At 63.9% G+C, this 12857-nt stretch carries 10 protein-coding genes; all 10 read left to right on the top strand.

Annotated features, from left to right (window positions below):
• The first annotated feature begins 37 nt into the window (after positions 1–37).
• From NKI99_RS04835 to tagF, 10 genes are read left to right on the top strand one after another with little or no spacing between them, the layout of a single operon-like run.
• Positions 38–499 (top strand): Hcp family type VI secretion system effector, encoded by a 462-nt coding sequence (locus tag NKI99_RS04835; RefSeq protein WP_027035516.1) that lies wholly within the window; start codon positions 38–40, stop codon positions 497–499.
• Positions 486–1241: a type VI secretion system baseplate subunit TssE gene (tssE, locus tag NKI99_RS04830; RefSeq protein ID WP_023809143.1), complete on the top strand. Its 756-nt coding sequence runs from the start codon at positions 486–488 to the stop codon at positions 1239–1241. The genes NKI99_RS04835 and tssE overlap by 14 nt, the downstream gene beginning before the upstream one ends.
• Before the next feature lies 1 nt (position 1242).
• Positions 1243–3117 carry a type VI secretion system baseplate subunit TssF gene (gene tssF / locus NKI99_RS04825; protein WP_352609942.1) on the top strand — a complete coding sequence of 625 codons (1875 nt, stop codon included), beginning with the start codon at positions 1243–1245 and terminating at the stop codon, positions 3115–3117.
• On the top strand, positions 3081–4148 hold the full coding sequence (gene tssG / locus NKI99_RS04820) for a type VI secretion system baseplate subunit TssG (protein ID WP_023809145.1): 1068 nt from the start codon (positions 3081–3083) through the stop codon (positions 4146–4148). The genes tssF and tssG overlap by 37 nt, the downstream gene beginning before the upstream one ends.
• Positions 4145–5617, top strand: coding sequence for a type VI secretion system-associated FHA domain protein TagH (tagH, locus tag NKI99_RS04815; protein ID WP_023809146.1), 1473 nt, complete (start codon positions 4145–4147; stop codon positions 5615–5617). The genes tssG and tagH overlap by 4 nt, the downstream gene beginning before the upstream one ends.
• Positions 5618–5620: 3 nt before the next feature.
• The gene (gene tssJ / locus NKI99_RS04810) at positions 5621–6073 is read left to right on the top strand and encodes a type VI secretion system lipoprotein TssJ (RefSeq protein WP_023809147.1); all 453 of its coding nucleotides are present in this window, start codon (positions 5621–5623) and stop codon (positions 6071–6073) included.
• A 39-nt stretch (positions 6074–6112) separates the two neighbouring features.
• Positions 6113–7447: a type VI secretion system baseplate subunit TssK gene (tssK, locus tag NKI99_RS04805; RefSeq protein WP_023809148.1), complete on the top strand. Its 1335-nt coding sequence runs from the start codon at positions 6113–6115 to the stop codon at positions 7445–7447.
• A 4-nt stretch (positions 7448–7451) separates the two neighbouring features.
• Positions 7452–8774, top strand: coding sequence for a type IVB secretion system protein IcmH/DotU (gene icmH / locus NKI99_RS04800; protein WP_023809149.1), 1323 nt, complete (start codon positions 7452–7454; stop codon positions 8772–8774).
• A 1-nt stretch (position 8775) separates the two neighbouring features.
• On the top strand, positions 8776–12312 hold the full coding sequence (gene tssM, locus NKI99_RS04795; protein ID WP_352440780.1) for a type VI secretion system membrane subunit TssM: 3537 nt from the start codon (positions 8776–8778) through the stop codon (positions 12310–12312).
• On the top strand, positions 12294–12842 hold the full coding sequence (gene tagF, locus NKI99_RS04790) for a type VI secretion system-associated protein TagF (protein ID WP_023809151.1): 549 nt from the start codon (positions 12294–12296) through the stop codon (positions 12840–12842). The genes tssM and tagF overlap by 19 nt, the downstream gene beginning before the upstream one ends.
• Positions 12843–12857 lie beyond the last annotated feature (15 nt).

The following is a 12857-nucleotide window of genomic DNA, read 5'->3' as shown; positions in this document are numbered from 1 at the left end:
CACCATCTTGGTTTTTTGAAAGCGGTGGAGAAAGACAATGCCCACAGGTACGAAGATTGATGGCTTTCTAAAAGTTCCGGATATCAAAGGCCCAAGCGTTCGTGACGGCCACGAGGACGAAATCGAAATCCATGGGGTCGATTACAAGATAGTCGCGCCATACGATCCGAATTCGCTCTCGCGCCGCGGCCGTGTCTCCTTGGGAATGATCAAGTTCACCAAGCACTACGACAAGTCCTCGCCCTATCTGAAGAAAGCACTGTTCGAGAACAAGGCGCTGGACGAAGTGGTGTTCTCGGCTCGCCGGACCATCGATGGCGAGACGAATGATTACCTGGTCGTCACCCTCACCGACGCCTCGATCATGGAATACGACCTGTCGCAGGCGGAGGATGAGGAAGACCTGATCGAGGAAGAGGTCAGCTTCGCCTACAAGAAGATCAAGTTCGTCTATGACGGCAATGACGAAATCGAAATGGATGTCTATGTCGGCAAGTGAGGGCCGGCGGCCCGACGCGGACAAGCTGCAGGTCACCGCTGGTTCGCGAGCAAAACGCGAAGCGGTCCAGCCCTCTCTCTGGGACCGCCTCGTAAACGACCTGCCGGGCATGACCTCCGAGATAGACGGGCTGCGCCAGGCCTTGCAGGACGAACTCGGCGCCGACCGGCTGGAGGGTCTGGTTGCGGGCAGCGCGCGGCTCATCGATGCCGATGCGGAGCTGACGGCCGATCAGAAGCGGCGCCTGCACCGCCTGGCCTTTCAGATCCAGCATCGCGTGGAGATGGAAAGCCGCGGCGTGGTCGTGTCGGCCCGCGTGCTCCGGGAGGCCGTGCGGCGCGATATCGAGGCCCTGTTCAACACCGAGCGTTTCGAGGCTGTTCCGCTTCTTTCCGATCTCGAAAGCGAGCAGGCAGCGGACAACCCGCCGTCGCTCGCCGATTTCCCGGAGGTGCGCCGAAGCGTGATCAACTACGGCGTGCCCTCCTTTTCGGGCCGTTCCTCCCGCGATTTTGATCGCGAGGCGCTCGCCCGCGAGATCCGCTCGGTGCTTGCTACCTTCGAGCCACGCCTCAAGGAAAGTACGACGAAGGTCACGGTGACGCTTGGCGACAAGAGCGTGGGTTTGAAGATCGAGATTGACGCGGTGCTGATCATGACGCCGACGCCGGAACGCATGCGTCTGCGCACCACGATCAATCTCGACAACGGCTTGGCGCGGACCGAATTTAGGGAGGCCTGAGATGGATCGGGTCTTCGTGGAATATTACGAGGAGGAACTGACCCATATCCGTGCGCTGGCGGCGGAATTTGCCGACCTGCATCCGGCGGTGGCGCGCAATCTCTCCCTCGACACGGTGCCGTGTCCGGATCCGTATGTCGAGCGGTTGCTTGACGGCGTCGCTTTTCTCGCGGCGCGCACCCGGCTGAAAGTCGATGCCGAGCGCTCGCGGTTTTCACGCAGCGTGCTGGATGTCCTCTATCCCGATCTGGTCACGCCGGCGCCGGCAACGGCTATGGTGGTGCTGAAACCCGGCCAGCAGGTCCAGACGATGGTTGCCGGCCATGTCGTCAAGCGCAACACCCGGCTGGTTTCCGGCCTGCAGCCCGGCCTTTCGACGCGCTGCACCTTCACCACCGCCCAGGACGTCACGCTGTGGCCGATAGGGGTGACTTCGGTAAGCTATTTTCAAGATCGCAGCGCGCTGGCGGCGGCCGGCATAGGGCCGATCGGCGGTGTGGCCGGCGAGGCGGCGCTCCGCATCGTGCTGGCCCGAACCGGAAAAGGCAGGCTCGACGAATTGTCGCTCGACAAGCTTGATCTCTATTTTTCCGGGCGCACCAAGGCACCCTTGATTCTCGACGCGATTTTTGGCGCTTGTTCGGCCGTTGGCGCACGCGCGGAAGGCAAGACCAACCCCGTATCGTCCTTGCCGGAACCCGAAATGATCGGCATCAGCGACGACGAAGCCCTGATGCCTCGGACCCGTCCGACATTCGAGGGGTACCGTCTGCTGCGCGAATATTTCATGATGCCCGAGCGCTTTCACTATGCGCGGGTTTCCGGACTGCAGCCCGTCGTGCGCCGATGCGCCGCCGGGCTCGAGATCATCTTCATGTTCAGGCGTCCAGTGCCCGAGCTTGCCGACTTGACCCCGGCCGATTTCGAACTTTTCGCAACGCCGATCATCAATCTCTTCGAGCGTGAGTGCAACGTCATCGAGCTTGATCCGCGCAGGACGCGCCAGGTGCTGCATGCCGACCGAACGCGGGCGCGTGACTTCGAAATCTATCGGGTCATCCGCGTGGAGGACGCCGACACCGGGGGCAGCGATGCCGAAATTCCGGAGCTCTTCAGCCTGGGTCAGAATCGTGGCAGTGGCTGGGTCTACTCGACCGAGCGGCGTCCTCGTCGCGCGACGGAAGACGAGCGGCGCGACGGGCTGACCCGCACCTCCTACGCAGGGGACGATGTTTTCCTGGCAATTTCACGCCCGGTGGAAAGCCAGGCGAACCGGTCGCTGAAGCGTGTCGACATCGTGGCGCTTTGCACCAACCGCGATCTGCCGATCCTCGATGACAATCCCACTTTGACGCTGGAGGCCGGCGACCCGGTCGAAACGGTGCGGCTTCTCGGCGCGTTGCGTCCGCCTCGCCCGGCCATCCCCGCGGCGCTGCCTTCGGGCGCGGCGGGCGAATCGCGCGCCGACAATCTCGCCTGGCGGCTGGTGGCGCAACTGGCGCTCAATTTTCTCAGCCTTGCCAAGGAAGGCCGCGGCGTCGATCCGCTGCATGCGCTGCTTGATCTTTACGCCGACCGGGGAGATCCGAGCCTTGCCCGCAACGTGCATTCGATCGTTCGCATCGACTCGCGGTCGGTCATCGAACGGCTGCAGATCGACGGCCCGATGTGCTTTGGACGTGGCACGGAAGTAACATTGCATGTCGACCAGTTGGTCCTGGCAGGGCAAAGCACATTGCTGCTTTCGGCCCTGCTGGCACGGCTGTTTGCCCGGCATGCCGGGATAAACGGCTTCGTGCGAACCCGTACGCGGCTGCTGCAGAAGCAGGAGGATGTGCCATGGCCGATGACGCCCGGCAATCGCTACCTGATCTAGACACAGTCGACCCGAACCATGCCGAGGCGCTGTCCGGGACGTTCGACTTCTTCGAACTGTTGCGCCGACTCGAACGGAGGGGCGGGCTGTTCGGCTATTCCGGCTCGCCAGAGCGCGAGCCTGCAAGGCTCGGACAGCATGTGCGTCTTAGCTTTTCGGCCAGGGACGTGGTTGAATTCCACGACGCGAAGGACAAGGCTCCGGCCAGGGTCACCGTCGCAAATCTCGGCCTGATGGGACCCGAAGGTCCGCTGCCGCTGCATCTGACACGCTGGGTGCTCGATCGTCTGTCGCAGCGCTGGTTCACCGGCGCCGATGCCCAGCAAACCAGCGACACGACATTCGTGGACTTCGTCAACATTCTTCAGCACCGCATGATCGCCCTGTATTATCGGGCATGGGCGGATGCGCATCCGGCCGTACAGGTCGAACGCGCGGTCGGCGGGCGCGTTCGCGCCATGCTCGAAGCCATGGCGGGAATAGGACTTCCGGGCACCCAGAACACCGATCTCGATACGGTGAAGCTTCGCCAGGCGGCTTCGCTCGCCAGCCAGGTCGACGGCCCGGAACGGCTGACGCTGTTCCTGGCGGAAGCGTTCAAGGTGCCGGTTCAGATTAAGGAGTTCATCGCCGCCTGGATAATCATCCCAACCGGGCTCCAGACCCGTCTTGCAAAAGCCTATGCAGGGCTTGGCCGAGGAGCGACAATCGGCCCGCGCGTTTTCAACCGCCAAAGCCGAATCGAGCTCCGTGTCGGCCCGCTGGGGTACGAGGACTTCAAGGCGTTCCTGCCCGGTGGCCAGCGGTTCAAACTGTTCAAGCAAGCCGTTCGCGACATGGTCGGGGAATCGCTCGACGTCGATCTGCGCATCGTGCTTGCGCGGGAAGCCGTGCCGCCGCCCCGTCTCGGAGCGGTACAGCTCGGCCGAACTGCCTGGCTTGCGCGGCCTGTTGAAAGGGGCGATGCTGACGATCTGCGGCTGCGCACAATCGTCGGATGGCAGCCGGAAATGGCGGGGGTCGCGACATGAGCCTGCTGCTGACGCTGGAGCAAGGGCCACGCACCCAGGCCGTACGGCACACCCGGCTGGACGAAGGCGACCTGGTGATCGGCCGCAGCGCGGACGCAGGCTGGCAGATCGACGATCCCGACATGTTCGTTTCGCGAGCTCATTGCAGGATCTCGGGCGGGCGAGATGGATATTTCGTCACCGATACGTCAAGCAGCGGATTGTTCATAAACGATTCTGACAGCCCGCTCGGCGCCGGCAAGTCGACGCGTCTTCAAAGCGGTATGCGGCTAAGACTGGGCGACTACGTCGTCTATGTCGATCTGCAGACGCCAACCGCCCAAGCACCCACAGCCGGCCAGCCGGCTCCGGAACGCCTGCCGCCGGCATCCCGGGCGCCGGTGAGCATCGGCCACGACGACTTCTTTTCCGCCACGGTCGAAGAAGAGCCGCGACGGCCACGTCCGGCGGATTTGCCGGACCCGTTCGAACGGCCGGTTCCAGGCGCGTTCGAGCGTGCCACCTCCGGCCAGCGCAGTTCGCCTGGTTTCGATGACCCGTTCAGCCTCGATCCGGTTTCAACGCCTGTGTCGAAAAATGCCGCCTCTTACCGCGAACCGGGCGGCGCGGCGAACCAGGCGGACCCCTTCGGCCTCGACCCCGTGCCGTCTCCCAGCCGGGGAGCCGAGCCCGCTCATGGAAAGCCGTCCGATTTCAAGGATGATTTTGGTTTCGGATCGGCCGCGGCGCCCGGTTCGGCAAACGGCACCGGCTCGGCCGGGCAGCGCGAGCGCATCGCCCAACGACCACAATCCGCCAATCCCTGGGATTTGCCCGCGCAAGCGGCTGACGTCCCGCCTCCGGCGCGGGCAGGTGCTGCTGCCAAACCCGCCCGCCTGCCGGCAGCGCCGCAACTGGGGGACATGGCGCTCCGCTCCGCATTCCTGCATGGCATGGGTGTCGAGGAAGCCGATTTCCCCGAGCGCGACAGCATTGCGGAAATGGAGAAGTTTGGCCGCGAATATCGGTTGATGATGGAAGGCCTGATGCAGCTTCTGCGCAAACGGGCCGAGGAAAAGGGAAACGCTCGCGTCGCCCAGACCATGGTTGGGGCTTCCGAAGTCAATCCGCTCAAGTTTCTGCCGACGGTCGACGACGCCATCGTCACGCTTCTCGCCGAGCGCAGCCCTGGATTTCTCGCCGGCGAAGCGGCAATCGCCGACGCGGTTCGCGACCTCGCCCAACATCACGTGCGCGCCTGGCGCGGCGTACAGGGCGCCTTGCGGCGGATGATTGACCGTTTTGACCCGACAGCGATCGAGGAAGAGCTGAAATCGAATTCCGCGATCGGCACGCTGCTTTCGGGCGGACGCAGCGCCAAGCTGTGGGAGCTTTACCAGAAACGCCACCGTGAAATCGCCGAGAGCGCGGAAAAAAGCTTTCTGGGCGAAATCGGCGCTGATTTTCGGGATGCATATGAGGAGGAGTGAGACATGATCGATCGACGCGAATTCATTGTCGCCTTGGGCGCAACCGGGCTGCTTACGGCTTGCCAGAGCGGGCCGCCGAAACCATCGGTGATCACCGTCAAACTGACCGGCGGGGCCGGTATGAACCCGGGACCGGGCGGCGGCGACCGGCCGGTGACGGTCCTCGTCATGCGGCTGCGCAGCACCGGCAAATTCAATTCCGCCGACTACTTTGCCTTGCAGGGGGATGCCGGTTCGGCACTCGCAGGCGACCTCATCGGATCCGACCAGATAGCCGTCGGGCCGGGAAAGACCGCGTCCAAGACCATCACGGTCGAGCCGGACGCGACGGCGCTGGGCTTCGTTGCACTGATCCGCGAGCCCGGCGGCCGGAACTGGCGGACGACCAAGTCAGTGTCGGCGGGATCACAATTTACGGTCAACGTCTCGCTTGGCAGCGGCGGCATTTCCGCCTAACGGCCAGGGCAAGGGGAGCTCGATGCAGAGAGTAGCGGCATGAGCGATGCAAACAGGGTGCTGTGGTCCGAAGGTCTGTTTCTCCGGACCCAGCATTTCCAGCAGCAGGATCGCTTTTTCGAGGCGACGGTGCGCGGCGCGTTGCAGGCCGGGCAGTTGCATACGTTCGGCTTCCAGCAGCTGACGCTGGATCAGGCATTGCTGGAGGCCGGCCAGATCTCGATCCTGTCCGCACGGGGCATCTTTCCGGACGGAACACCTTTCTCCATTCCAGACATGATGGACGCGCCGCGACCATTGCCGGTCACCCCGGACACGAGCGCCGGGCCGGTGCTGGTGGCCTTGCCTCTGGAGCCTCCGGGAGGTGTCGGCTTCGATCCGGCACACGCAGCCGCCTCGGGAGCACGCTATCACGGGCGGGTCGTTTCGGTGCGTGACGCCGTCCAGGGCGGTTCAGATCCTGAAGAAATCGAGATCGCCCGTCCGCAGGCGCTGCTGCTTGCACCCGGCAAGTCGGTCGGTGGCTACACAGCCTTGCCGATAGCCGACCTCAAGGGGGTTCGAGCCGATGGTGGCGTCTCTCTGGACGAGACCTTCCTGCCGCCGACACTGATTACCGGCGCGGTGGCCTGGTATCGGCAATTGCTTCTGGAAGTTGTCACAGGCCTCGAGCAGATCGCCGAGGCGCATGGCAAGATGGTCATGGGCGGGCCTGGGCGCAGCGTCGAAGATCTGCTGATGCTCAATCTCGCCAATGCGGCGCGTCCGCGGCTCGCCCACATGCTGGCGCAGGATGTCTTCCATCCGGCCGAGCTTTACCTGGAACTTGCCGGGCTCGCTGGTTCGATGGCGACCTACGGATCGAGCGCGCGGCGCCTGGGCGAATTACCCGCTTACGATCACATGGCGCCAGGCCCCGCCTATTCGGCGCTGGCGGATGCGCTGCGCTCGCTCATCCTCAGCCTGCGTTACATCGAGCCTAAATCGCGTGCGCTGCCTGTCATGCGGCATTCGACCAATGTCTGGAAAATCCGCATCGACAACCCGAAGCTGCTGGTGGCCAGCCGGATCGTCATCCGGGTCGGTTCGGAGCTGTCGGAGGACGCGCTGCGCAAGATATTCGTCAATCAGGCGACTGTCGGCTCGGCCGACCAGTTCGAGGGCCTGTGGAAATCGCGATTGCCCGGCATTCCGCTGAAACCGCTTCATTCCCAGCCGCGCGAGATCCCCTACGATGGCGATCGGCTGTGCCTCGAGCTGGACCAGAAAAGCGAGCATTGGGCCTCGCTGCTCGATGCTCCCGGCTTTGTCATCGGCGTTTCGGGCGTGTTGCCAAGCGAGCCGCAGGTGGACTGCTATTCGGTGAACAGGTGAGATCATGAGCCGCGATGATCCGTTCGGACTGTCGGATGATCGCGAACGCACCCGCATACGACTGACCGGCGCGCCGATGCCGCGACCGATGGCGCCGCTGTTGCCGGGGGCGGTGGTAAAGCGGTCTCGGACCCACCCGAACGCGCTTGTCAACGCATTCGCACCCTTGCTCGAGTTCGCTCCCGAGCTCGAGAGTGCGCTGCCGCCGGAGAATCCGGAAACGTTGCGCACCCGATTGCTCGAAGAACTGGTTCGGGCACGCGACATGGCAATGTCGACGGGATCCTCGATGGAGAGGGCCGACCAGGCAGCCTGGATCGTGGCGGCGTTGCTCGATGATCTGGCTCTGAACACGCCCTGGGGTGGGGCCAGCGCCTGGCCTCGGCAGCCGCTTGTGGTCATGCTGCGTGGCGATGTCGATGCCGGCACGCAGTTCTTCACGCGTCTCGACGAACTGGAACGCCATCCCAACCGCGATCGCGAATTGCTGGAACTGCAGTATGATTGCATGGCGCTCGGTTTCCGCGGCAAATATCGCGTGCCTGGGCGATCAGGCGACCGTTCGCTCAATGCCGTTCGCGTGGCGGCGGCACGCTTCCTGCGCGATGCCGACGCTGAAGGCGCGCCACTGTCGCCAAACTGGAAGGGCGTGATCGCATCCGACGAGCCGCAGCGCTTCATCGTTCCGATCTGGGTCATGGCGCTCGGTGCGGCGGTTGTTTCCACAGCGATCCATATCGGGCTCTCGATGGGACTGAGCAGCCAGGCGGTCGAGCTTTCCGCACTTGTGCGCACCTTGCCGCCGCCTGCACGCGGCGACATCAGCCGTACGTCGCCCAAGGTCGAGGCCCCGCCGCCGGAGAAAGTGGATTTTGCGCTGTTGCCGGAATTTCAGGCCGGTGCACCGGCCGACCTCAGATCCGCCCTCAGCGGCACCGAGAGCGTCTCGCTGGCCAAGCTGATCATCCAGGCCTCCAACCCCGAACTGTTCCAGTCGTCGCGGCCACAACTGACCGAAGGCTTCGAGCCTCTGATCGGTTCGATCGCCAAGGTGATCCTCGCCAATCAGGAGCTGATCGGAAACATCACGGTGATCGGTCATACGGACGGCGTTCCTCTGCAAAAGACCAATCCGCTGTCGACCAACCAGCGGCTGTCCGAGGCTCGCGCCCAGACGATTGCCGACATGCTGGTCCAGAACGGAGTGCCACGGGACCGCGTCCATTCCGAGGGCCGCGCGGCCACCGATCCAGTGGCCAGCGACAGCACGCGCCAGGGGCGAGCCTTGAACCGCCGCGCCGAGGTGCTTGTCGAAAAGAGGCTGTGAGATGTTCATCCTGCGCTTCCTCTGGGCGGTTCTGACATCGCGCTGGCTGTGGACGCTGATCGGCATCACGCTGCTTTCCCTGGTCATCTGGGTGTTCGGTCCGATCGTCAGGGTCGGTGCCTACGAACCGTTCGCCTCTGAAAATGTGCGCATCGTCATCATCGCGCTGCTGGTCATCTTCTGGCTGATCTGGCTGATCGTCGCCCAGCGCCGGGCGATCCGCGCCAACCGCCTGTTCGTCGCCGACATTGCCGCGCCCGCGGTGGAAAAGCCGCTGAGCCCCGGCGAAGAGAACGTCGCTGCCGTGGGTGCCAAGTTCGCCGAGGTGATGGCCGAACTGAAGCGCCGCAAGCTGGGCGGCCGCAAGTTTCTGCGCGACATGCCGTGGTATGTGATCGTCGGGCCGCCGGCCACCGGCAAGACCACGGCTCTGCGGCAGTCCGGACTGAATTTTCCGATCGACCTCACCGACGACCTGCAAGGGGTCGGCGGCACCCGCAACTGCGACTGGTTCTTTTCCGAAAACGCGGTTCTGATCGATACCGCCGGCCGCTATGTGCAGCAGGAGAGCCAGCCCGATGTGGACGCGGCGGAATGGCTGGGCTTCCTCGACCTTTTGAAGAAGCATCGCGGCCGCCGCGCGCTCAACGGCGTCATCGTGGCGCTTTCGATCGACGTGCTTTCGGAGGGCGACGAAGCCATCAAGGCGCACGGCCGCAAGATCCGCCGCCGGTTGGCCGAGCTCAACGACCGGCTCGAAATCCGCCTTCCGGTCTATCTGATGCTGACCAAGGCCGATCTGATCAAGGGTTTCGAAGCCTTCTTCGGCGGTCTGTCCACCGCCTCGCGCGAGCAGGTGTGGGGAACGACCTTCGCGCTGGATGCGCGCGTGGATGCCAAGACCATCGAACGCGAAATTTCGACGCTGGCGACGGAGCTGGAGCGGCGGCTGGTGCCGCGCCTGGAGGATGAGGAAAAACTCGCCGCCCGTGCAGAGATCTTCCGGTTTCCTGCCCAACTCGCAAGCCTGTCCGAACCGATCCAGGTGCTGGTCGAGGCGATGTTCGGCGAAAGCCGGTATGAAGAGGCTGCATGGCTGCGCGGCCTCTACCTGACGTCGGCGACTCAGGAAGGGGCGCCTATCGACCGACTGACCGCGGCGCTGTCGTCGTCTTTCGGTCTTCCGCCACGGCGGGTCCTGCCCGCACCAAGGGTCGAGAAACGCAGCTTCTTCCTGAAGAACCTGCTCACCGAAGTCATCTTCAAGGAAGCAGGCCTGGGTACGTTCGACCCGCTGGCGCAACGCCGCCGCGCCTGGATCTGGCGGGGCGCGGCGGCTGCCTGTGCCACAGCGGGCTTGCTGGCCAGTGCGGTGTTTGCCTGGTCCTACTACGACAACCGCAATGCGATCTCGGCCCAGGCAAGCCAGTTCGAAGCGCTGCAGACGCCGTTGACCTCGGCTGCCGCAAACCCGGCATCGGTGCAGCAGCCTGCCATCGACGGCGCGCTCGAGGCAATGGACGCGGTCTCAAATGCCCGGACAGCACCGCCGGCCGCTGTCCAGGATCTGCTAGGGCCATCGGCCTCGGCGGAACTGGTGCGGGCTCAGACCGACACCTACGATCACGCCTTGCGCAACGTGCTTGAGCCGCACATGGTGGCCCTTCTCGAGGCCACCATGTGGCGGCAGATCCGCGATCCGGATTTCATGCTCGGCGCTCTCAAGACCTATCGTATGATGACGGGTCTGTCGCAGATGGATCCCGACTACACCCAGAACTGGTGGGTCAACAGCCTTCCCGAATTCGCGGCCGCAGCACCATTTCCAACCGCCGATGCCGAAGAGCATCAGCTTGCGGCCATCCGCCGGATGACGGTCGACGAAAGCTATATCGAGCCCGACCAGGCGCTGGTTGCCGAAGCGCTGAAAACGGTATGCACGATTTCATTGCCGGCGCGTGCCTACAAGCAATTGCTGGCCGATCCGGTAGTGGCCGGGCTCAAAGAATGGATTCCGGCGAATTTCGCCGGTCCCAACGGCGCCAAGGTTTTTGCGCGTCGCTCCGGCAAGACGCTTCGCGTCGGCATTTCGGGAGCATTCACCTATGCAGGCTTCCATGACGCCGTTCTCGACCGGATCGAGGATGTGGCAGCACAAGCGGCGCTGGATCGGGCGGTCTTCGCCGGGGGCTGCTCCGAGAACTCCGAAACGTCCGTGTCGGCGCTGTCCGAGGACATCCTGAAGCTCTACTACGACGACTATATCGCACAGTGGGACAGCTTCCTGCGCGATATGAGGCTGGCGCCGTTGAGCGACCTCAATGTCGCCAGTGAGAATCTGAAGGATCTTTCCAGCGCCGATTCAGCGCTGAAACGCCTGCTCACGGCGGTCGTTCAGGAGACCGAGCTTACCCGGTCCGATGAAGCGCCGGCCGACGACAAGGCGGCGGCCAAGGGCGGCTCGAAACTGCTCGGCAAACTCGGCAAGCTCGGCAAGATCGTCAAAACGGGGGCAAAGCTGCTTCCACGCGCGGGCTCAGCTGACGAGGTGGATCTTACCGGCAACCTGGTGGCCGAACACTTCAAGCCGCTCAAAGGTGCTATTGCCGAGGTCGACGGCCAGCCGCCAGCACTCGACGCCGCGGTGGTGGCTTTGACGGCGCTGTCCAACGTTTTGCAGACGGTCACGGCCAATCCCGATCCCCAGGATGCCATCAAGAAGCAAGGCGGCCTCGCCGAACTGACGGGGGCGGTCGCAAGGCAAGCGCAAATCCTGCCCGACCCGGTCGACGACTGGCTCGGCGGTGTCGCCGGCGACACCAGCGGGTTGACGCAAAAGGCGGTCACCTCGGAGCTCAACGCCATCTGGCGCGCCGACATCCTGCCCTTCTGCCAGGCGGCGCTCAACGACCGCTATCCGTTCAGTCCCGAAAGCGCGGTGGACGTCAATGTCCGCGACTTCGCCCGCCTGTTCGGACCGGCGGGCCTGATCGACGCGTTCACCAACGACCATTTGATCAGCTATGTCGACACCGCCAGCCAGCCGTGGAAATGGCGTGCCGATTTCGGCCTCGACCCTTCGGCGCTGGCGGCTTTCGAGCAGGCCAGGCGGATACGCGACGATCTCTTTCCCGGCGGTACAGGACCGGTGATGAGCTTCACGCTGGAACCCAAGGACCTGTCTCCGAACGTCACGCGCGTAACGCTCAATCTCGATGGCCAGACCCTCGTCTACTTCAACAACGCGACGCGGCCGCAACCGATGACCTGGCCCGGCAAGGACGGCACCGGGGTCATCTCGCTCGCCTTCCAGCCCATCGATGGTTCGCCCGAAATCATGCTCAACGAGACCGGCAGCTGGGCGTGGCTGAGGATGCTGCGCAGCGGCCGATTCACTGGAACCTCGCTGTCCGATGTCTACAGCCTGCGGCTGGGCACGAAAGGCATGTACGCCGATTTCGAGCTCAAGGCCGCCAGCGTCGAAAACCCTTACAACCTGCAAATGTTCAAGAAATTCTCATGTCCGCCGCAGATATGAGCACCGGCTTCTTCGGCAAGATTCCGGCGACCGGAGATTTTGTCGCCGCGAACTTGCCGCGAGCGTTCATCGACCGCTGGGACCGGTGGATGTCGATGGAACTGCGCGAGAGGCCAGACGAGGGGGAATTGGATTCGCGTGTCTGGCGCTTCATCGTCAAGGGCGGCATTTTCGGCGACCAGCCCTGTGCCGGCGTCTGGCGCATGAGCGAGGATCGCGTCGGCCGCCGTTATCCGTTCGCCATCGTCCGGCTTGGGGCCCCGCCGGAGCCGGGCGACCCGTGGTACGATGCAGTGGCCTCGCTTCTTCAGAACTGCGTCGACAACTACTGGGCGCAGACCCGGCTGGCCGAAAGCCTTCAGATTTTGCCACCTCCGGGCGCCGCCGCCGCGACCGACAAGATCGCATTCTGGAGCGACGACTGGGAGGTCAGGGAGTTCGGCTTCGCCGACATCCACGACCTTGCTCAAAATGCCCTGCCCGCGATGCGCGGCATCGCCGGAGACGGCGGGGTCCTGAGCCATGGGTAACACGGTCTACGCCGA

The organism is Mesorhizobium sp. M0239 (assembly GCF_040321815.1).
GTDB lineage: Bacteria > Pseudomonadota > Alphaproteobacteria > Rhizobiales > Rhizobiaceae > Mesorhizobium.
The sequence above is the reverse complement of the archived record's forward strand: the minus strand, read 5'-3'. Positions and strand labels throughout refer to the sequence as shown.